Here is a 20,192-nt window from a genome sequence, read left to right on the forward strand (position 1 = left end):
CTATGTCCGAATGTCCGAATCGCGCCCCTATCGTGCCGTCCTGGAAGCCATCGTTCCCGTGCGGAACGGTGACTGAACCTTCCCCGGGGGTTTGTGTTTTTCCGGGAAAGGCGGTTTGCTATTCCTCTGTAATCCCTTTTCTGCTGATGAAAGGAATCCCCCCGTGGCGCAGAAGGTTCAGGTCCTTCTTGTCGACGACATCGACGGCGGCGAGGCGGACGAGACGGTGACGTTCGCCCTGGACGGCAAGTCGTACGAGATCGACCTCACCACCGACAACGCCGACAAGCTGCGCGGGCTGCTCGAGCCGTACGCCAAGAACGGCCGCCGCACCGGTGGTCGCTCGGCCGGCCGGGCACGGGGCCGGGCCACCTCCGCCGGCAGCCCGGACACCGCCAAGATCCGCGCGTGGGCCAAGGAGAACGGTTACAACGTCAACGACCGGGGCCGTGTCCCGGCCGAGATCCGTGAGGCGTACGAGAAGGCCAACGGCTGATCCCCGTCGGCCGCCCTCTGCGCGACCGTCCGGCGCGCAGCAACCGGGCCCGGTGGCACTCCGTCGCCGCCGCGCTCACGAGCCGTACGAGATCGGGGGCGTCGGTGCCCGTGCCGCCCCCGAGGCCGGTCACCGGAAGGGTCGGCTCCAGCTCGTACCCAGGCCGGGGAGGCCGGACCCAGACGGCCTCCCGCGGATCGGGCGGGTCCCCCGCCCGAGGCCGCCGCACCGGGGCCGGGGCGACGATCCGGCCGCCCGGGCCCAGCGCCACGAGGTCCAGGGCGATCCCGTCCCACTCCAGCCAGTGGAGCAGCTCCGGCAGCTCCTCCGCGGTGCCGGTGGCGGTCAGGAACCAGAGCGTCCGGCTCCGCCGGTCCAGCGCGGCCGGGCCCACCCGGCGGACGCGGCCGAGCACGGCGAAACCCGCCGCGGCGGGCATGCCCAGGGCGTCGAAGCGCACCCCGGTCGGCAGGCAGGGGGGCGGTCCGTCGGCCACGGTCCAGCCCAGCTCGTCCTCGTACCAGCGGCGCAGGGCCGGCCGCGGTGCGGCGTCCAGGGGGGCGCGGGGGCCGGGCAGGACGGCAGTCATGAACGGTGCAACTGTGCCGGACCGGCGAGGTTACGCAGGGTCTGGCGCCGGGCACGCTCCGTATAGGGCTTGAGGGGCGCACAGGCGCTCCGGGTGGCGCGAGGGTGTTCGCCCATAGCGGAGTGCGCGGGGTCGCGCCGCATGGAGTGTCCGTGCCGGAGGGTAGGACATTGCCCATGGGGAGAGGCGATACCGCAGGGCTTTGGGGGCATTTGCCGGGAAGAGCCCGGGGTGTGACGAGCCATGCCGGGCAGGGAGTGCGTTCGCCGTCGGCGTAGTGGTGGTGAGCGTATATGCCTGGCCTGCGGGAACATCGTCTCCCACCATCGGGTTGGAGGAGTTGTCGGCTGTTCGGCAGCAGGTTTCCCCGTCGACGCGGGGGTGATCCGGACGGATGTCGGCAGTTGGAATGAGCTGTCCCGTCCCGCGGGACTAGCATGCGGAAGGACAGGGAGGGGACCGCCCCCTTACTTGCCTGACCGCTCTGAGGAGCGATTAACGATGTTCGAGAGGTTCACCGACCGTGCGCGGCGGGTTGTCGTCCTGGCTCAGGAAGAAGCCCGGATGCTCAACCACAACTACATCGGCACCGAGCACATCCTCCTGGGCCTGATCCACGAGGGTGAGGGTGTCGCCGCTAAGGCCCTGGAGAGCCTCGGGATTTCGCTCGAGGCGGTCCGCCAGCAGGTGGAGGAGATCATCGGCCAGGGCCAGCAGGCCCCGTCCGGCCACATCCCCTTCACCCCCCGTGCGAAGAAGGTGCTGGAGCTGTCGCTCCGCGAGGCCCTTCAGCTCGGCCACAACTACATCGGCACGGAGCACATCCTGCTCGGCCTGATCCGCGAGGGCGAGGGCGTCGCCGCCCAGGTCCTCGTGAAGCTGGGCGCCGATCTCAACCGGGTGCGGCAGCAGGTCATCCAGCTGCTCTCCGGCTACCAGGGCAAGGAGGCCGCCACCGCCGGCGGCCCGGCCGAGGGCACGCCCTCGACCTCGCTCGTCCTGGACCAGTTCGGGCGCAACCTCACCCAGGCCGCCCGGGAGTCCAAGCTCGACCCGGTCATCGGGCGCGAGAAGGAGATCGAGCGGGTCATGCAGGTGCTGTCCCGCCGCACCAAGAACAACCCCGTCCTCATCGGCGAGCCCGGCGTCGGCAAGACCGCCGTCGTCGAGGGACTGGCCCAGGCCATCGTCAAGGGCGAGGTGCCCGAGACCCTCAAGGACAAGCACCTCTACACCCTGGACCTCGGCGCCCTGGTCGCCGGCTCCCGCTACCGCGGTGACTTCGAGGAGCGCCTGAAGAAGGTCCTCAAGGAGATCCGCACCCGCGGCGACATCATCCTGTTCATCGACGAGCTCCACACGCTGGTCGGTGCGGGTGCCGCGGAAGGCGCCATCGACGCCGCTTCGATCCTGAAGCCGATGCTGGCCCGCGGTGAGCTCCAGACCATCGGTGCCACGACGCTCGACGAGTACCGCAAGCACCTGGAGAAGGACGCGGCCCTCGAGCGCCGCTTCCAGCCCATCCAGGTCGCCGAGCCGTCGCTGCCGCACACCATCGAGATCCTCAAGGGTCTCCGTGACCGGTACGAGGCCCACCACCGCGTCTCCATCACCGACGAGGCGCTGGTCCAGGCCGCGACCCTCGCCGACCGCTACATCTCCGACCGCTTCCTGCCGGACAAGGCGATCGACCTGATCGACGAGGCCGGTTCCCGGATGCGCATCCGCCGGATGACCGCGCCGCCGGACCTCCGCGAGTTCGACGAGAAGATCGCCGACGTGCGCCGCGAGAAGGAGTCCGCGATCGACTCGCAGGACTTCGAGAAGGCCGCTTCCCTGCGCGACAAGGAGAAGCAGCTGCTGGCCGCCAAGGCCAAGCGGGAGAAGGAGTGGAAGGCCGGCGACATGGACGTCGTCGCCGAGGTCGACGGCGAGCTGATCGCCGAGGTCCTGGCCACGGCCACCGGCATCCCGGTCTTCAAGCTGACGGAGGAGGAGTCCTCCCGCCTGCTGCGCATGGAGGACGAGCTGCACAAGCGCGTCATCGGCCAGAAGGACGCCATCAAGGCGCTCTCCCAGGCCATCCGGCGCACCCGTGCGGGCCTCAAGGACCCGAAGCGCCCGGGCGGATCGTTCATCTTCGCCGGCCCGTCCGGTGTCGGTAAGACCGAGCTGTCCAAGACGCTCGCCGAGTTCCTCTTCGGCGACGAGGACGCGCTGATCTCCCTCGACATGTCGGAGTTCAGCGAGAAGCACACGGTGTCGCGTCTCTTCGGTTCCCCGCCCGGATACGTGGGGTACGAAGAGGGCGGCCAGCTGACCGAGAAGGTCCGCCGCAAGCCGTTCTCCGTCGTCCTCTTCGACGAGGTCGAGAAGGCCCACCCGGACATCTTCAACTCGCTGCTGCAGATCCTGGAGGACGGTCGCCTGACCGACTCCCAGGGCCGGGTCGTGGACTTCAAGAACACCGTCATCATCATGACGACCAACCTCGGCACCCGGGACATCTCCAAGGGCTTCAACCTGGGCTTCGCGGCCCAGGGCGACGTCAAGACCGGCTACGAGCGGATGAAGGCCAAGGTCAACGAGGAGCTCAAGCAGCACTTCCGGCCGGAGTTCCTCAACCGTGTCGACGACACGGTGGTCTTCCACCAGCTGTCGCAGGAAGACATCATCCAGATCGTCGACCTGATGATCGCCAAGGTGGACGAGCGCCTGCGCGACCGCGACATGGGCATCGAGCTCAGCGCGGACGCGAAGCAGCTGCTCGCGAAGAAGGGTTACGACCCGATCCTGGGTGCGCGGCCGCTGCGCCGCACGATCCAGCGGGAGATCGAGGACATCCTGTCCGAGAAGATCCTCTTCGGCGAGCTCCGCCCGGGCCACATCGTGGTCGTCGGCACCGAGGGCGAGGGTGAGGAGAAGAAGTTCACCTTCCGCGGCGAGGAGAAGACGGCGCTGCCGGACACTCCGCCGGTGGAGCAGGCGGCGGGTGGGGCGGGGCCCAACCTGTCGAAGGACGCGTGACGGGCGCGTAGCGCCCGGTAGTTGAGCAGTTCGGGGTCGGCCCCGGGTCGCGTTGGCGGCCCGGGGCCGATGCCTATTCGGGGGCCACGACCGTCGTGGTCAGGCGGTCGCCGAAGCGGTCGGCGTCCATGACGACGGGGTGGGTGCCGACCCTCTCGACCGTCACCCGGAGGCCGGGGACTTCGTGCAGGGCGCGGAGGTCCAGCCCGCCTGCGCTCTGCGGCGTCCGGTCGAGGACGTAGAGCTCCCGTAGGCCGGGGAAGAGACGATGGACCGGCATCGCCAACTCGGGCCGGTGGAACGTCAGGCTGGCCGTTGTGATGCCCGGCAGCGGCTCGGCATCGGTGAGGTCGTCATAGGCGTCCTCGCGCAGGCTCAGGTGAGTGAGCCGGGGCAGTCGGCGCAGTTCGCCGAGCGGCTCGGGGTCGGCCAAGGTGGATTGGACGTTCAGGGACACCAGACCTGTCCAGGAGCCGATGCCGTGAAGCCGGAAACGGCCGGTACCGCTGATCACCAACACTGACACCTGGGGAAGCGGACCGGGGAGCTGTGCCTCCACCCCCAACTCCTCATGGGGCGCCAGCCCCAGATAGTGGAGGTTGCGGAGATCCGAAAGGACGCGCAGCGCTGTGTGAGGCAGCCGGTGCGCGAGTAGTTCCACTTGCGTCAAGTTGAGGCCGGACAGCGCGGATATGTCGCTGAGAGCGGAGCAGGACGCGAGGGTCAGAGCGTCCAGGCCTTGGTGGTAGGCATGCAGGAATTTAAGGTCCGTCAGGTGGCTGTTGCCGGAAAGGGCGAGTCCCCTGACCGATCGGCCCTTCAGAGCCGTGCAGAGCTCCGCCACGCCGTAGTCGCCGAAGAACTGCACCCGGCCGACCGGGCCTAGGCTCGGAAGGCGTTCGAGGTCTTCCGGCCGGGAAAACGAGACCCAGATGTCGTCGAGCCGCATCTGGGCGAGGACTTCCTCAGCGAAGCGCGATGAGGACATGGTCGCCCACGCCGCTGCGATCTCCATGCGGACCCATTTTGCGGAGAGCTGTCCATACCGCCGCAGATGCGGAATCGCCGCCTCTCCAAGGGTGCGGAGGACGCGTACGTAGCCTCTCGCCGCCTCGTCGTCCAAACTGTCGGGTTCGGGCACGACGCGGAGGACGTCCGGGCCCAGTGAGGACAACTGGTCGACTTCTCTCTTGCGCAGCGGCGCCCCGAGTTCCCCGAGCCGCTCCCACGCCGTGTCGTGCACGTCGTCGTCCAATGCCGCCGCGCTCGCCGCGCACTCCGCCGCCAGAGTGCGCAGCGCCCAGCTGGTTCCCCTGTTCCCCGCCGCGTCGCCGAGGGTGATGAGTTCCTTGACGACGTGGCGCACCCCTCCCCGGTTGCAGTGGCCGATGACCAGGCGGATGACGTCCCGCCACTGTTCCTCCGGCGCGTGCGCGAGCAGTTCGTGCAGGCTGTCGGAATCCTGGAACTCCTTTGCGGCGAGGTAGTCCTGGAATGTGCGGTGGATGAACTGAATGGAATCCGTTGCACGTTCCTGGAGCAGGCCGCTGCGGTTCAGTAAATGGTCCATGAGGGCGCCAGCTGTATATCGCCGGACACGGCGCAGGCCGTGCATCGCCAATTCCAGCTGGCGGGTCGCCTGTTTGCGGGTCAATTCCGTCTGGTCGTTGCGGACGAGCCAGATCGCGATGCGCTGGAGCAGCTGCTGCCCGTCCTCGGCCTCGATGTCTATGCCTTCGGGGGCGCCGACGCGGCGGTGTGCGTCGCGCTGGCCCAGCAGCATGGCGAGGGCCGCCCTGTAGAGAGACCAGCGTGTGTGGGGGAGGAGACCGCTGCGGCGGCGGTGGAGGGCGCAGATCACGGCGCACAGCAGCGGTGTACGCGCCAGGTCGCGCAGCGTCCCGTTGCGGCGGAACTCTTGGGTGAGCTCCTGCTCCAGGTTGTCGACGTCCGCGTAGCGCAGCCGCGCCGCGTCGTGCCACGCCTTCACGAATGCCTGGATGTCGTCGTCGCTCATCGGCAGCAGACGCAGCTCCTCGAAGCCCTGCCAGTCGAGCCAGTCGTCCTCGACCGCGCGGGGGCGGACGGTGACCAGGCAGCGGGTCTTCGGATAGCGGCGCAGGAGTTCGTCCAGCCAGGCGCGGGCGGGGGCGCGGTCGGCGCGCGGGAGTTCGTCCAGGCCGTCGACGAGCAGGAGCGCCCGACCCGCGTCCAGTACGCGGCCCGCCCAGCCGTCCGGTGGGTCGTCCTCCAGCAGCCCCGCGAGGGTGGGCAGTTGGGACGGGGACGGGCTGGTGATGCCCTGTGCGGCCAGGCGGCGCATGGGGACGACGAAGGGGACCAGGCCGTTCAGGGCTGCCAGCTTCTCGGGGAGGGACTGGCACGCGGCGTGCGAGGCGAGCCACCATACGAGGGTGGTCTTGCCGGCGCCCGCCTCGCCGCGCAGCACCGCGCGGGGGCGGGTGGACAGGAGGTCCTCCACCCGCTGCGGGCCCGTGCGTTCGCGGGCGGATTCGCCCTCCAGGCTGAGGTACGCCGTGTCGAGGTCCCAGCGCTTCTCGTGTTCTCCGAGGTCGTCGAGGCCGAAGACTTCCAGTTGGCTGTAGCGGGCCTTGATCGCCTTGGCGTAGCGCTCCTCGTGGGCGAAGTCGCCGACGTGCGGGGAGTGGAGCGTCACGGCTGCCGGCGCGTCGGGCCAGTTCTTCTCCAGGGCGGCCGTCATGCCCGGTGCGCCGAGTATCCGGAACAGCGGCACCGCCTCGATCGCCGAGTGCTGCCAGCCCCGCGCGTCCTCGGCCACGATCCCGACGAGCAACGGCCCCGCGAACACGGGGCCGCCGGACAGCCCTGCCCAGGGCGATTCGCCGTTGGTGAGCGGGGTCGGCGGATGGTGGTCGGTGCGCAGGACGTACCGTCCGCGCAGTCGCGCGGCGCTGGGTACGAGGGTTCCCGGCACCTGTGCGATGTCCAACTCGCCTGTGCGCCGGGCCACATCGGGGAAGCCCAGCACCTGGCAGCCCGTTATGGGCTCCCGAGTGGCGAGGACGCCCCAGCGGAGGGGCGCCGGTTCGTCCTCGGCGACGAGCGGCCGTCGCGCCCGTACGAGGGCCGCGTCGCACGCGTCCGTGCCGTGCCAGAGGACGTCGCAGGAGGTCGGTTCCGTGTTGCCGGGCGCTATCGCGTAGGTGATATCGCCCAATAAATGCGCGCTGGTCAGGACCAGCTTCGGCGTCAGCAGCACACCGCTGCCCTGCCGGGCGCCGAGGACCGCCACGACCCGCTCCGCGGCGGTCACTCCGTGTCCGGACCGAAGTGGGAGATCCCGCCCGCCCGCTGGTTCCCCACCTTCCAGCTCCCGCCCGTCCGCATGTCCTTCGGGGTCAGGGTGAAGGTCACCTTGTGGGTGCGGGACGAGCCGCGGGAGGCGTCCGCGCCGGCCTCGACGACCCAGGCGCGGACGCGGCCCGAGCCGTGGAGGTCCTTGCGCATCTCGATGCCGAACTCCATCGTGATCTCGCCGACGTCGAAGCCCAGGTCCTGGCCCTCGCCCGCGGTCGCCGCGCCGGTCAGGCCGGTGCGGATGGCCTCGACGGCCTCGGCCAGCTCGATTCCCTCGAAGAATGATTCGTCTGCCATCAGCCCTCACAGTGGGTGTGCGTGCGCTGACCCGGAGCGTACCCGCGGGGCCGGGACTTTGGTCCCGAACCGGGCAGGCAGGAGGTCCCGTCGCCGGTGACAAGCCGCACAGGGGCGGGCGGACGTACTAAGCGCATTAGCAGGAATTTCGTCCCGAGAAGCGCTGGGCGGGCGGGGAATTCCTGCTCCCGCATTTACTAGGAAAGGTCGTAGAAAGGGCGTTTGGGTCTGCCCGGAAAGGCCGCTATCAAGGTAGGGCGATCCCGGCCCGCGGTCGGGATCTTTCCCTGCCTGGAGGTTTTTCTCTATGTCGAAGCGCACCGCTTTCCGTACCCGCCGCAACGCCACCGCTCTGGCCGTCGGCCTGGGTGCGTCGCTGGCACTGGGCGCGGGCGTGGCGCTGGCCGAGGAGGCCGCGCCGAGCGGCCTCGCCGGGATGACCGCGCTGTCGGACGGGTCCGGCGCCGCGCTCGTGGCGCAGGCCGAGACGCAGAAGCAGGCCGCGGAGAAGGAGGGCAAGGCGGCGAAGGACGCCGAGGCCGCGCGGGCCAGCCGTTCGCAGGCCCGGACGAACCTCGCCGATGCCTGGGTGAAGCCCGTCGACGGCTATGTCATCGGCCAGCCCTTCGGCGCCTCCGGCAACATGTGGGCCAACAAGCACAGCGGCCAGGACCTGGTCGTGCCCACCGGCACCCCGGTGAAGGCCGTCCACAAGGGCGTCGTCGTCAAGGCGGGCCCGAACGGCGGCGGCGACGGCGCCGCGTACGGCAACGCCATCGTCATCAAGCACGACGACAACACGTACTCGCAGTACGCGCACCTGTCGTCCGTCGCCGTGCAGGTCGGCCAGAGCGTGACCGCCGGCCAGCAGATCGGGCTGTCGGGCTCCACCGGCAACTCGTCCGGTCCGCACCTGCACTTCGAGATCCGTACGACGCCGGACTACGGCACGTCGGTCGAGCCGGTCGGCTTCCTGGGCGCCCGCGGCGACCAGCTGTAGGAAGCGGTCAGTCCGGGACCCGGATGATCGGGAACGTGCCCGTGCTCGTCGGGGACGACTCCGGCAGCCAGAGCACGGCGATCGCCCCGCCGCCGCCCTCCGCCTCGGGATCCGCGTTGCGGAAGCTGAGGCGGGCGCCGAGCACCCGGGCCTGGCCGGACGCGATCGTCAGGCCCAGGCCGTGGCCCTTGCCCGCGCGGTCCTCGCTGCCGGTGCGGAACCGGCTCGGGCCCTCGCGCAGCAGGTCCTCCGGGAAGCCGGGGCCGTGGTCGCGGACGCGCAGCACGCGTCCCTCGACGGTGACGTCGATGGGTCCGCGGCCGTGCTTGGCCGCGTTGGCCAGCAGATTGCCGAGGATGCGCTCCAGCCGGCGCGGGTCGGTGGAGACATAGGCGCTGCGGGCCACGGTGACCCGGGCGTCCGGGGAGAACGCCCGCACCCGGCGGCGGACGAAGTCGCCCAGTTCGATCTCCTGCATCTCGGCCCGCTCGGCGAAGCCGTCCAGCCTGGCCACCTCCAGCACGTCCTCGACCAGGGTCCGCATGGCCTGGGCGCGGTCGCGGACGAGCTCCGTCGGGCGGCCCGGGGGCAGCAGTTCGGCGGCCGTGAGCAGGCCGGTGACGGGGGTGCGCAGCTCGTGCGCGATGTCCGCGGTGACCCGCCGCTCGGCCTCCAGCCGGTCCTGGAGGGCCTGGGCCATGCCGTCCACGGCCCGCGCCAGGTCGTCCGTCTCGTCCCGCACCCGGCCGCCGATGGCCTCGCGGACCCGTACGCCCCGGTCGCCGTCGGCGACCCTGCGGGCGGCCGCGGAGGCCTTGCGGAGCCGGCTGGAGAGCTGGCCGCCGATGAGGACGCCCAGCGCGCAGCCGCCCAGGACCACCGAGATCGAGCCGATGATCAGCGCCTTGTCCAGATCGTCGAGGATCTTCAGCCGGTCCTGGAACGGCTGGTGGATCGAGAGGATCTTGCCGTTGCGCAGCGGGACCGAGGCCCAGACCTGGGGGGTGCGGCCGCTGTCCTGGACATAGGTGGCGCGCTGCCCGATCGCCGCGGCCTCCCGCAGCTGCTTGGGCAGCGCCGGGTCGTCCACCTTGGCGTGCAGCACGGTGCGGCCGTTGGACTCGTAGTAGCGCTGGGCCAGCTGGACGCGCTGGTCCATCGTGTCCCGGCTGCTGTTGATCATCGAGGCGCGGGCGGCGTTGTGCACGACGAGGCTCAGCGCGACCGCGACCAGCGCGCCGACGCCCGCGATGGCGAGGCTGACCTTCCAGCGCAGTCCGCTGCGGAGGGCGATCTTCACCATGACCGGAGGGTGTGGGGGGACGTCACGGGAGGCTCAGCCTCTGAGTTTGTAGCCGAAGCCGCGGACCGTCTCGATCCGGTCCTGGCCGATCTTGCCGCGCAGCCGCTGGACGTGCACGTCGACGACGCGGGTGTCGCCGCCCCAGCCGTAGTCCCAGACGCGCTCCAGCAGCCGGTCCCGGGAGAGCACCGTGCCGGGGGCCGCCGAGAACTCCAGCAGCAGCCGCATCTCGGTGGGGGTCAGGGCCACATGCTCGCCGTTCTTGCGGACCTCCATGCCCTCCGTGTCGACCTCCAGGTCGCCGAAGCGCAGCAGGCCGCCGGCCTCCAGGGCCTCGGGGGCGTCCCCGCCGGCCGCCGCGCCGCCGGCGTGGCCGAAGCGGCGCAGCACGGCCCGGATGCGGGCGACGAGCACGGCGCCGTCGAAGGGCTTGGTGACGTAGTCGTCGGCGCCGGCCTCCAGGCCGAGCACGACGTCGATGCTGTCCGCGCGCGCGGACAGCATGATCACGGGGACGGTGGACTCGTCGCGGATGCGCCGGCACAGGCTGACGCCGTCCAGGCCGGGGACCATCACGTCCAGCAGCGCGATGTCGGGCCGCTGGGCCCTGAACCGCTCCAGCCCCAGCAGACCGTCCGGGACCGCGGTGACGACGAAGCCGTCGCGTTCGAGGGCGAGCTGCGTCGCTTCGCGGATCACATCGTCGTCCTCGACGAAGAGCACATGCGTATCGGCCACGCTGCTCTCAGCCCTCCTAACCCGAGTTCTCGCTCTTGGTGGTCGTGCCGCCGACCTTGCTGAAGTCGGTGTGGGTCCGCCCGGTCTCCCGGAACTTTCCGTCCGTCCAGTGGTACGTCACCACGTCCTCGCCCGACGGGTCGGCGACCGGGTCGCCGGAGCCGTAGATCTGCGTCGTGACCTGGAGATCACCGCGGTCTATGTCGGCGTAGACGGGCGAGGCCTCGGACGAGAACACATTCTCGTACGAGTCGCCCTTGGCACGGTACACATACGAGCCGATGCCGATGGCGTCCCCGCACGTCAGGATGTTCACCACGACGTCGTCCCGGGAGCCGCCGGTGAGCTGGCCGTATATGACGTCGACCGGGTACTGGTCCTTCACGCAGGGCTTGAAGTTCTTCTTCACCGCGTCGCCGATCTTCGGATCCGCCTTGATCAGCGCGGCGGCGTCGATCTTCGTGCGGGTCGGGGACGGCGCGGACTCCGGCTGCTTGGCGCCGCCCACGGCCTTGGCGGTCGACTGGGTCTGCGCGGGGCCCTCCTTGCGGACCCCCTCCGTGCTGGTGCTGCATCCGGCGAGCAGCAGGCCCGCGGTCGCGGCGGTCGCCGCGGCCACACCACCCGTGATCAACGCCGGTCGTACCGGGCCCGCGGGGCGCTGCGCCCGCCCGGCCCGTCGTGCGGCGAACGCCTCGGTCAGGCCGCGCACCGTTCCTGCCCCCGCTCGTTGCGCTCGAGCGCGTGGAAGTCCAGGTCACGGCTCTCCAGCTCCTGGCGGAGCCTGGCCAGCGCCCGGTGCAGGGTGCTCTTGACCGTTCCGGTCGACATGCCGAGCGCCTCCGCCGTCTCCTCGGTGCTCATCTGCTCCCAGTGTCGCAGCACCACGACGCTGCGCTGCTTGGGCGCCAGGACCCCGAGGATGTCCATCAGCAGCGCGCGGTCGGCGTGCTGCTCCGTGCCGTCCTCGACGCTGGCGTCGGGGAGCTGCTCGGTGGGCACCTCGTCGAGCTTGCGGGCGCGCCACCACTCCGTACGAGTGTTGATCATGACACGGCGGAGGTAGGCGTCGGCAAGCGACTTGTCGGCTATGCCGTCCCACCGGCCGTAGGTGCGGACCAGAGCGGTCTGGAGCAGGTCCTGGGCGTCGATGGGGTCCGGGACGAGACGGCGGGCGCTGCGCAGGAGGGCGTCCTGGCGGTTGCGCACGTACTCTTCGAAGTCCAGAACATTGCCGTCCAGAACCTTGCCGCTGCTGGCCATACTCGCAGCCTCCATTCCGCTTGCGTCCCCGTGCCTGCTGTCCCGTGCCGGTCTCGGTCGTCCAGCACGGAGAGGACGCTACGGAGGAGCTGTTGCGGCGCGATGTGCAGCAGCCCTGCGGCTGGAACACAGCTATCCATAGGTTGTGTAACAGCAGGGGAGAAAGAGCGGCTCTGTCCGGTTCGGCGGGTGCCTTCTAGGTGAGCGGGAGCCGGTAGGAGCCGCCCTCCAGGGGCTCCACGAGGCCGTCCGCCACCAGTCCGTCCAGCGCCCGGGCGCGCTGCACGGGCTCGTCCCACACGGCGTCCAGCGCCGCCTGCGGCACCGGGCCGTGCGCCTCGCGCAGCACGGCCAGCAGCTTGCCGCGGACCTGCCGGTCCGTGCCCGCGTACGTCTGGCCGCGGCGCGGCGGGCCGTCGTGGGCCGGTGAGCCGGCCGCCCGCCAGGCGCACCGCGCGGCGATCGGGCAGCGCCCGCACTCCGGCGCGCGGGCCGTGCAGACCAGCGCGCCCAGCTCCATGGTCGCCGCCGCCCAGCGGGCGGCCACCGCCTCCTCGCCGGGCAGCAGCTCACGGGCCAGCCGGCGCTCGGCCGCGGTGGTGGCGTTCGGCGGGTACTGGACGCCGGTGACGGCGCGGGCCAGGACCCGGCGGACGTTGGTGTCCAGGACGGCGTGGCGCTGCCCGTACGCGAACGACGCGACGGCCGCCGCCGTGTACTCGCCCACGCCCGGCAGGGCCAGCAGCTCGGCGTGGTCCGTGGGGACCTCGCCACCGTGCCGCTCGGTGATCGCCGTCGCGGCGGCGTGCAGCCGCAGGGCGCGGCGCGGGTAGCCGAGCCGGCCCCAGGCGCGGACGGCCTCGCCCGGCGGCTCGGCGGCCAGGTCGGCCGGGCGCGGCCAGCGGGCCAGCCACTGCTCGTACACCGGCAGGACCCGGCCGACCGGCGTCTGCTGGAGCATGAACTCGCTGACCATCACGCCCCACGGACCCGCCTCCGCGTGCCGCCAGGGGAGGTCGCGGGCGTTCGCGTCGAACCAGGCGATGACGGGCGTGTGGAGGGCGCGGGCGGTGTGGGCGCGGGCCGTCGGGGACGGGGCGGGCGTCGTAGTCATGGCACGGCCGATCCTACGGGGGCGCGGGGGGCTCGCGGGGGCCGTCCCGTACGGGTGAAGCGGGGCGGATGCCGTCCTTCCGCGGGGCCTCCGTCGCGACCATGAGCGGGTGGAAGGCCGCCGTGAAACCCCGCCCCTGGTCCGCTGCCGGGCCTGCGCACACCCGCTGTGGTGGGACATGACCCCCGTCCCCGGGCTGGCGCCGGGCTGGTACTGCTCGTCCTGCAAACATCCGCCCGAGCGGTACCGCAATACGGCGGCCGCGGCGCCGGTGTGTCCGGAGGGGTGTGCGAGCGCGATCGTGGAGACGGGGGGCAGTGGGGATCGGCGGTTTGTGTGCCATCGGTCGTGAGTGGGGGGTGGTTTTGCCCCTGGCCCGCCCTTTCGCCGTTTCCCCGGGGAGACCCGGACCCGTAACGCAGCTTCGCCGCGTTGACCGGGGGCTTCGCCCCCTGGACCCCTGAAACCGCGCTCCGCGCGGTTGTCCTCAAGCGCCGGACGGGCTCGATTTCCGCCCCCGCCGACGCATCACCCGCCCACCAGAGGTGGAATGGGGACATGAACGGGACCACCGACAACCGGCCGCCCGAAGAGATCCGCGCCGCACTCGACGCGCACAGCACGGTCACCCTCGCCTATACCGACGCCGACGGCCCGCAGGCCTGCGCGGTGTTCTACGCGGTCGCGACCACGGGCGGCGACGGGACAACCGGCGGACTCTCGCTGGTGTTTGTCACCTCCCCGACCACCCGCCACGGGCGGGCCCTGCTCGCCGGTGACGTGCCCGTCGCCTTCACCGCCCAGCGCGACGGCCAGGAATGGACCGCGCTCACCGGCATCCAGGGCCGGGGCACCTGCCGTCGGCTCGACGGGGCGGAGCGCGCCGCGGCCTGGGACGCGTACCGCTCCCGCTTCCCGTACGTCGAGGGATCGGAGCGGCTGCGGCAGGCGATGGAGCGCGCCGATCTGTGGGAGCTGAGCCCGCGTTGGCTCCGACTCGTGGACAACGGGCGGGGGTTCGGGCACAAGAGCGAGTGGAACGCGTCCGCGCCGCCCGTCGCCAACGCGTCTGAAGGGCAGTGAAATTTGCGGGGCCAAACGGCATGGGGGCCGCCGTCGCCGGGCAGATGATGAGAAAAGTAGGCACTCATACGGCGGGTACGGGGTGGAGCCCGGCGGGATCTCTCGTAGAGTTTTCGCGTGGGATCACTGCGCAATCCGATCGGGCCGCTTCCCTCGTCCATCTACTGGCGACGGAGGGGAGTTGCGCTTGCCGTGCTCGGCATCGCCCTCGTGCTGGTGGTGTGGCTGCTCACTCTCGGCGGTGAGGACACGTCGTCCGACGCCAAGAGCGGCGGCCCTCGGAGCGGGGACTCGGGGGGTGCCGCCATCACGCCAGGTCCGACGCCCTCAGGGCCGCACTACACCCAACGGCCGGGCGGCCGGGACGAGTCGGGCACCGGCGGCGGGAGCGCCGGTGATTCCGGCGGCTCCGGGCAGGGGAGCGTCGGTGGCCTCGGGAGCGTGGGCGGCGGTACGGGTGGTACCGGCGGCGGCTCAGGGGGCTCGGGAGGCGGTTCCGGCGCAGGGCCGGCCGCGGGCGCGCTGGGTGCGGGGGCGGGCACCGTCCTGGCCCATGACACCAAGGTCCCTGACTGCACGTCAGGCGCGGTCCATGTGGCGGTGCGCAGCGTCAAGTCCGCCTACAAGCCGGGCGAGCGGCCCAAGTTCGAGATCGTCGTCAGGAACTCCGGCGGCAGCGCCTGCAAGGTCAACCTCGGTTCGCCAGGCGCCGTTCTGAAGATCACCGATCCTTCCGGCGGGCAGCACGTGTGGGCGTCCGACGACTGCCCGCGCGGCCGCGGCGACGTCCTCGTCGAGGTGCCGGCCTCCGGCGAGACCAAGCGCACCCTGGAGTGGGACCGCGCCCGCAGCGCCCCGCAGTGCGCCACCGCGAGCGCGGGCGCCCCGGCGCAGGCCGGCGCGTACCGGGCCGAGGTGAAGATCGCGGGTGTCGCCGGCCGGGCGGAGTTCGTCCTGGACAAGGGCTGAGCGTCGGCCGGAGGGCCGGGCGGAGGACCGGGCGGAAGAAGCATCAGGAAACATACGGAGAGGGGCCCCACCGCGTGGGGCCCCTCTCCGTATGTTTTCTACGCCTGGCGCGTGACTACACGTACCGCTCCAGGATGGACGACTCCGCCAGCCGCGAGAGGCCCTCGCGGACCGAGCGGGCGCGGGCCTCGCCGACGCCGTCCACGGTCTGGAGGTCGTCCACGCTCGCGGCGAGCAGCTTCTGGAGGCCGCCGAAGTGGTCCACCAGCCGCTCGATGATCGCTCCGGGCAGCCTCGGCACCTTGGCCAGCAGTCGGTAACCGCGCGGGGAGACCGCCGAGTCCAGCGTCTCCGGGGAGCCGCTGTAGCCCAGCGCCCGGGCCACGATGGGCAGTTCGAGCAGCTCGCTGTGGGTGAGCGAGTCCAGCTCGGAGAGCGCCTCGGCGACCGTGCGGGTGCGCTTGGCGGTCGGCTCGGGCACATAGTCCCGCACGACAAGGTCGCGCTCCGGCTCCACGCCGGCGATCAACTCGTCCAGCTGGAGCGAGAGGAGACGGCCGTCGGTGCCCAGCTCGACCACGTACTCCGCGATCTCCGTGGCGATGCGGCGGACCATCTCCAGGCGCTGCGAGACCGCCGTGACGTCCCGGACGGTGACCAGGTCCTCGATCTCCAGGGCGGAGAGCGTGCCCGCGACCTCGTCCAGCCGCAGCTTGTAGCGCTCCAGGGTGGCCAGGGCCTGGTTGGCGCGGGAGAGGATCGCGCCGGACTCCTCCAGCACCCGCCGCTCCCCGCCCACGTACAGCGCGATCAGCCGCATCGACTGGCTCACGGAGACGACGGGGAAGCCGCACTGGATCGAGACCCGCTGCGCGGTGCGGTGCCGCGTGCCGGTCTCCTCGGTGGGGATCGAGGCGTCGGGGACGAGCTGGACGCCCGCCCGGACGATCTTGGTGATGTCCTTGTCGAGGATCAGCGCGCCGTCGAGCTTGCACAGCTCGCGGAGCCTGGTCGCGGAGAACTCGACGTCGAGGACGAAACCGCCGGTGCACATCGAATCGACGGTCTTGTCCATGCCGAGGACGATGAGTCCGCCGGTGTTGCCGCGAAGTACGCGCTCAAGGCCGTCGCGCAGGGCCGTGCCGGGCGCGACGGCGCTCAGCGAGGCGCGCATCAGGGCGTCGGCATGGGAGCCACCGGAGCCGCCCCCGGCCCTGCCGGGGCCCGAGGCCCGGTCATTGGCTGCCACTGCACTCCTCCGGTCGCATGGTCAACGGTGGCCGCGAACCGCCCACCCCGCGCGCTCGCGCACCCGGTCGCGTGCTGGGGGCACCCCCGGCGCGTGCCGGGAGGCGGGACCAGGGGAAAGTCTACTGGCGCCGAGCCGCTTGGCGGGGGGCGTCCTCCGGCCGGGCCCCGTCCTGCTCCTCCGCACGGCCGCCCCCGCCCCCTCCGCCCCGTCTGCTCCGGGGCAGTACGCGCAGCGCATCCGCCATGTCGGCCACCTCCAGCACCCGCATTCCCGGGGGCACCTTGCCCGGGTCGGACGGCACCAGGGCGTGGGTGAAGCCCAGGCGGGCCGCCTCGGCCAGCCGGCGCTGGACGCCCGTGACCCGGCGGACCTCGCCCGCCAGGCCGACCTCGCCGATGGCCACCAGGTTCTTCGGCAGCGGGGTGTCGCTCGCGGCGCTGGCCAGCGCCAGGGCGACGGCCAGATCGGCGGCGGGCTCGGAGAGCTTCACCCCGCCGACCGTGGCGCTGTAGATGTCGCGCTTGCCCAGGGCACTGATGCGGCCGCGCTGCTCCAGCACCGCCAGCATCATCGAGACCCGGGAGGTCTCCAGGCCCGAGGTGGTGCGCCGGGGAGAGGGGATCTGCGAGTCCACCGTCAGCGCCTGGACCTCCGCCACCAGGGGGCGGCGGCCCTCCAGCGTGACCGTCAGGCAGGTGCCCGGGACGGGCTCGGCGCGGCGGGTCAGGAAGAGGCCGCTCGGGTCGGCCAGACCGGTGATGCCCTCGTCGTGCAGCTCGAAGCAGCCGACCTCGTCCGTCGCCCCGTAGCGGTTCTTCACGCCGCGGACCAGGCGCAGGCGGGCGTGCCGGTCGCCCTCGAAGTGCAGCACGACGTCCACCAGGTGCTCCAGCAGCCGGGGGCCGGCGATCGCGCCGTCCTTGGTGACATGGCCGACGAGCAGCGTCGACATCCCGCGCTCCTTGGAGGCGCGGATCAGGGCGCCCGCCACCTCGCGCACCTGGGCCATGCCGCCGGGGGCGCCGTCGATCTCCGGGGAGGCGACCGTCTGCACCGAGTCCATGATCAGCAGGGACGGCTTGACCGCGTCGAGGTGGCCGAGAACCGCCGACAGGTCCGTCTCGGCCGCGAGGTAGAGGTGCTCCGAGAGCGCGCCGATGCGGTCGGCCCGCAGCCGGACCTGGCTCGCGGACTCCTCGCCCGTCACATACAGCGTGCGGTGCTCGGCGGAGGCGGACTTCGCCGCGACGTCCAGCAGCAGCGTGGACTTGCCGACGCCCGGCTCGCCGGCCAGCAGCACCACCGCGCCGGGCACCAGGCCGCCGCCCAGCACCCGGTCCAGCTCCGGGACGCCCGTGCCGCGCGCCGTGGCCTGCCGGCCGTCCACCTGGCCGATGGGCACGGCAGCCGACGTCACCCGCCCCGCCGCGGTGGTGCGCACGGCGGGCGTGCCGTACTCCTCGACCGTGCCCCACGCCTGGCACTCGGGGCAGCGGCCGAGCCACTTGGCGGTGGTCCAGCCGCACTCCGTGCAGCGGTAGGAGGGCCGGTCCTTGGACGAGCGGGAGGTACGGGCAGCAGCCATGCGGGTCACCGTAGCGGTAGCCACTGACAGCCGGAGCCCGGAGCCACCGACAGCCGGAGCCCGGCCGTCGCGACGGGTCACATCCCCCGTACGGGGTAAAAGCGGGTGAGTGGCGCGAATGGGTCCGTGTCGTCGGCCTACGGTCGCCGGGATGACGACGAGCAGCCACGTCCCCTGGGCACCGCACCTCGACGGCCTCTTCACCTACTGCCTGTCCGCGCTCGGCGACACGGGGGCCGCGACCGCGGCGCTCGGCGCGGCCCTCGCCCACGCCGAGCGCCGCGCCGACCGCGCGCCCGCCGGCCCGGAACTCCGGCCCTGGCTCTACGCGCTGGCCCGCTGGGCCTGCCTGGACCGGCGCGGCCCCCGGCCCGCCGCGGACCACGCCTGGCCGGAGGCCTTCGAACTGGCCGTACGGCACGGGCTCGAGCCCCGGGAGGTGGCCGCCGTCCTGCGGCTCGAACCCGGTGCCGCCCGCGCGCTGATCTCCAGCGGCGCCTGCGGGGTCGAGCGGGCGCGGGCCGCGCTCGCCGTCGCGGAGCGGGGCGGCTGCCCGGCGCTCGCGCGCCTCGCGGGCGGGCCGCGGCGGCTGCTCGTCCGGCACGTGGACGAGTGCGCCGCCTGCCGCACGGCCGCGGAGGGGGCCGCGGCGGGCTCCTGGCCCGGCACGTCGGCCGCGGTGCCGCCGCTCGTCCCGGCGCCCCTCGCGGCCGTGCGCGCCGCGGTGCGGCGCGCCTCCGGCGGACGCGGGCCGCGCTACGACCGGGACGGCTTCCCCCGGCCGCCCCGGGACCGCGCGGGCCGCCGCAGCCGGCTGCGGCACCGGGCCGTGCTGACCACCGTCGTCGCGACCGTGGCCGCCGCGCCGGTGCTCGCCCTCTGGGCCGCGTGCCGGGGCGTTCCGGCGGCCGTCCCCGACGGGGCCTCGGCCCCCTTCGAGGACACCGGCGACGTCCTCGCCCCCGGCCGGCTGACCGTCACCGCCCGGCAGCGCGGCGAGGACACCTTCGTCACGCTCACGGCGGTGGGGGGAGACATCGGCTGGTCGGCGACGGCGGACGCGCCGTGGCTGCGGCTGAGCGGGGTGGGCGGGGTGCTCCGCGCCGGGCGGAGCACCACGATCACGGTGTCCGCGGACGGGGACAGGGGACGGGGCTGGGGCTGGGGGCGCGTGGTGCTGATGCCGGGGGGTGCGGTGGTGAAGCTGCCCCAGCCCCGCCCTTCCACCGTTTCCTGAGGGTTCTTCCTGAGGGTTCCCCCTGAGGGTTCACCGTTCTCCGGGGGCGCCGCCCCGGGACGGGCCGGTCAGGCGCCGGACGGGCCGCATCCCGCCGGGCCGGCCGGATCCGCCGGATGCGGGGCCATCGGCAGCAGCGAAGCCATCCGTTCCTCGCACAGCTCCACCAGCCGCGCGTACGCCCGCGGCCCCATCAGCTCCACCAGCTCCGCCCGGTAGCTCTGGTACACCGCCTTGCCCGCCCCGTGCGCCGACCGCGCCGACGTGCACCACCAGTGCAGGTCGTGGCCGCCCGGGCCCCATCCCCGCCGGTCGTACTCGCCGATCGAGATCTGGAGCACCTTGGTGTCGTCGGGCCGCTCGATCCAGTCGTACGTCCGCCGGACCGGCAGCTGCCAGCACACGTCCGGCTTGGTCTCCAGCGGCTCGCGGCCCTCCCGCAGCGCCAGGATGTGCAGCGCGCAGCCCGCGCCGCCCGCGAAGCCCGGGCGGTTCTGGAAGATGCAGGAGCCCTTCCAGCGGCGCGTCTGCCGCTCGTCGTCCTCGTCGAGCTGGGTCCACCCGGAGCCGGACGGGTCCGTCCCCACCTCGTGGAACTGCCAGATGTCCGGCGTCAGCCGGGCCACATGGCCGGCCACCCGCTCCTCGTCCTCCTCGTCCGAGAAGTGCGCGCCCAGCGTGCAGCAGCCGTCGTCGGCCCGCCCCGCCTTGATGCCCTGGCAGCCGCTGCCGAAGACACAGGTCCACCGGGACGTCAGCCAGGTCAGGTCGCAGCGGAAGACCTGCTCGTCGTCGGCCGGGTCGGGGAACTCGACCCAGGCGCGCGCGAAGTCCAGCTCGACCTCGTCGGGGACCGCCGGCTGCTTCGAGGACTTCGCCTTCTTCGTCTTTGCCACACCT

Annotated in this window: 17 protein-coding genes; 6 read left to right on the plus strand and 11 right to left on the minus strand. The window is 72.2% G+C overall.

Features of this window, described 5'->3' with window-relative positions:
- Positions 1-163: 163 nt before the first annotated feature.
- Positions 164-496: an Lsr2 family protein gene (locus AB8735_RS21145; protein ID WP_344018717.1), complete on the plus strand. Its 333-nt coding sequence runs from the start codon at positions 164-166 to the stop codon at positions 494-496.
- Here the strand turns inward: AB8735_RS21145 and AB8735_RS21150 are convergent.
- A complete protein-coding gene (locus tag AB8735_RS21150; RefSeq protein ID WP_372408787.1) occupies positions 435-1,085 on the minus strand; it encodes an SCO3374 family protein in 651 nt (216 codons plus the stop codon). The two genes, AB8735_RS21145 and AB8735_RS21150, sit on opposite strands and share 62 nt — an antisense overlap.
- Before the next feature lie 501 nt (positions 1,086-1,586).
- Here AB8735_RS21150 and AB8735_RS21155 point away from each other — a divergent pair.
- Positions 1,587-4,112, plus strand: coding sequence for an ATP-dependent Clp protease ATP-binding subunit (locus tag AB8735_RS21155; protein WP_344018712.1), 2,526 nt, complete (start codon positions 1,587-1,589; stop codon positions 4,110-4,112).
- Positions 4,113-4,185: 73 nt separating this feature from the next.
- Here AB8735_RS21155 and AB8735_RS21160 read toward each other — a convergent pair whose 3' ends face one another.
- Positions 4,186-7,407 carry an NACHT domain-containing protein gene (locus AB8735_RS21160; protein ID WP_372408788.1) on the minus strand — a complete coding sequence of 1,074 codons (3,222 nt, stop codon included), beginning with the start codon at positions 7,405-7,407 and terminating at the stop codon, positions 4,186-4,188.
- Positions 7,404-7,748 (minus strand): trypco2 family protein, encoded by a 345-nt coding sequence (locus tag AB8735_RS21165; RefSeq protein ID WP_344018708.1) that lies wholly within the window; start codon positions 7,746-7,748, stop codon positions 7,404-7,406. The genes AB8735_RS21160 and AB8735_RS21165 overlap by 4 nt, the downstream gene beginning before the upstream one ends.
- A gap of 307 nt (positions 7,749-8,055) precedes the next feature.
- On the opposite strand from AB8735_RS21165, the gene AB8735_RS21170 reads away from it, so the two are divergent.
- On the plus strand, positions 8,056-8,748 hold the full coding sequence (locus AB8735_RS21170) for a M23 family metallopeptidase (protein ID WP_372408789.1): 693 nt from the start codon (positions 8,056-8,058) through the stop codon (positions 8,746-8,748).
- Positions 8,749-8,755: 7 nt separating this feature from the next.
- Here AB8735_RS21170 and cseC read toward each other — a convergent pair whose 3' ends face one another.
- The 5 genes from cseC to AB8735_RS21195 form a co-directional block, all read right to left on the minus strand.
- Positions 8,756-10,051: a two-component system sensor histidine kinase CseC gene (gene cseC / locus AB8735_RS21175; RefSeq protein ID WP_372408790.1), complete on the minus strand. Its 1,296-nt coding sequence runs from the start codon at positions 10,049-10,051 to the stop codon at positions 8,756-8,758.
- 33 nt (positions 10,052-10,084) lie between these two features.
- Positions 10,085-10,789: a two-component system response regulator CseB gene (gene cseB, locus AB8735_RS21180; protein WP_344018701.1), complete on the minus strand. Its 705-nt coding sequence runs from the start codon at positions 10,787-10,789 to the stop codon at positions 10,085-10,087.
- Positions 10,790-10,805: 16 nt separating this feature from the next.
- Positions 10,806-11,501 (minus strand): hypothetical protein, encoded by a 696-nt coding sequence (locus AB8735_RS21185; protein ID WP_344018698.1) that lies wholly within the window; start codon positions 11,499-11,501, stop codon positions 10,806-10,808.
- Positions 11,489-12,052 (minus strand): SigE family RNA polymerase sigma factor, encoded by a 564-nt coding sequence (locus AB8735_RS21190; protein ID WP_199892176.1) that lies wholly within the window; start codon positions 12,050-12,052, stop codon positions 11,489-11,491. The genes AB8735_RS21185 and AB8735_RS21190 overlap by 13 nt, the downstream gene beginning before the upstream one ends.
- Positions 12,053-12,248: 196 nt before the next feature.
- Complete coding sequence (locus AB8735_RS21195) at positions 12,249-13,166, minus strand: A/G-specific adenine glycosylase (protein WP_344018692.1); 918 nt, start codon at positions 13,164-13,166, stop codon at positions 12,249-12,251.
- Between the two features lie 558 nt (positions 13,167-13,724).
- Between AB8735_RS21195 and AB8735_RS21200 the strand changes: the two genes are divergently transcribed.
- Together AB8735_RS21200 and AB8735_RS21205 are read left to right on the plus strand one after the other, a co-directional pair.
- Positions 13,725-14,249: a pyridoxamine 5'-phosphate oxidase family protein gene (locus AB8735_RS21200; protein WP_372408791.1), complete on the plus strand. Its 525-nt coding sequence runs from the start codon at positions 13,725-13,727 to the stop codon at positions 14,247-14,249.
- Positions 14,250-14,441: 192 nt separating this feature from the next.
- Positions 14,442-15,218, plus strand: coding sequence for a hypothetical protein (locus tag AB8735_RS21205; protein WP_372408792.1), 777 nt, complete (start codon positions 14,442-14,444; stop codon positions 15,216-15,218).
- 115 nt (positions 15,219-15,333) lie between these two features.
- Here the strand turns inward: AB8735_RS21205 and disA are convergent, their stop codons facing one another.
- Positions 15,334-16,467 carry a DNA integrity scanning diadenylate cyclase DisA gene (gene disA, locus AB8735_RS21210; protein WP_344018686.1) on the minus strand — a complete coding sequence of 378 codons (1,134 nt, stop codon included), beginning with the start codon at positions 16,465-16,467 and terminating at the stop codon, positions 15,334-15,336.
- 121 nt (positions 16,468-16,588) lie between these two features.
- Positions 16,589-18,055, minus strand: a complete 1,467-nt coding sequence (gene radA / locus AB8735_RS21215) for a DNA repair protein RadA (protein WP_344018684.1) — start codon at positions 18,053-18,055, stop codon at positions 16,589-16,591.
- A 151-nt stretch (positions 18,056-18,206) separates the two neighbouring features.
- Here radA and AB8735_RS21220 point away from each other — a divergent pair, with 151 nt between their 5' ends.
- Entirely contained in the window at positions 18,207-19,292 is a 1,086-nt protein-coding gene (locus AB8735_RS21220) for a hypothetical protein (protein WP_372408793.1), read from the plus strand.
- Positions 19,293-19,360: 68 nt separating this feature from the next.
- On the opposite strand, the gene AB8735_RS21225 is transcribed toward AB8735_RS21220, so the two are convergent.
- Positions 19,361-20,188 (minus strand): hypothetical protein, encoded by an 828-nt coding sequence (locus AB8735_RS21225; RefSeq protein ID WP_372408794.1) that lies wholly within the window; start codon positions 20,186-20,188, stop codon positions 19,361-19,363.
- Positions 20,189-20,192 lie beyond the last annotated feature (4 nt).

It is taken from the genome of Streptomyces luteireticuli, from assembly GCF_041519305.1.
GTDB classification, from domain to species: domain Bacteria; phylum Actinomycetota; class Actinomycetes; order Streptomycetales; family Streptomycetaceae; genus Streptomyces; species Streptomyces luteireticuli.

Bases quoted from the DNA above. Each gene is read 5' to 3' on its own strand.
- AB8735_RS21150 (WP_372408787.1), bottom strand. From the start codon at position 1,085: ATGACTGCCGTCCTGCCCGGCCCCCGCGCCCCCCTGGACGCCGCACCG.
- AB8735_RS21155 (WP_344018712.1), top strand. From the start codon at position 1,587: ATGTTCGAGAGGTTCACCGACCGTGCGCGGCGGGTTGTCGTCCTGGCT.
- AB8735_RS21165 (WP_344018708.1), bottom strand. From the start codon at position 7,748: ATGGCAGACGAATCATTCTTCGAGGGAATCGAGCTGGCCGAGGCCGTC.
- AB8735_RS21170 (WP_372408789.1), top strand. From the start codon at position 8,056: ATGTCGAAGCGCACCGCTTTCCGTACCCGCCGCAACGCCACCGCTCTG.
- cseC (WP_372408790.1), bottom strand. From the start codon at position 10,051: ATGGTGAAGATCGCCCTCCGCAGCGGACTGCGCTGGAAGGTCAGCCTC.
- AB8735_RS21190 (WP_199892176.1), bottom strand. From the start codon at position 12,052: ATGGCCAGCAGCGGCAAGGTTCTGGACGGCAATGTTCTGGACTTCGAA.
- AB8735_RS21195 (WP_344018692.1), bottom strand. From the start codon at position 13,166: ATGACTACGACGCCCGCCCCGTCCCCGACGGCCCGCGCCCACACCGCC.
- AB8735_RS21200 (WP_372408791.1), top strand. From the start codon at position 13,725: ATGAACGGGACCACCGACAACCGGCCGCCCGAAGAGATCCGCGCCGCA.
- radA (WP_344018684.1), bottom strand. From the start codon at position 18,055: ATGGCTGCTGCCCGTACCTCCCGCTCGTCCAAGGACCGGCCCTCCTAC.
- AB8735_RS21220 (WP_372408793.1), top strand. From the start codon at position 18,207: ATGACGACGAGCAGCCACGTCCCCTGGGCACCGCACCTCGACGGCCTC.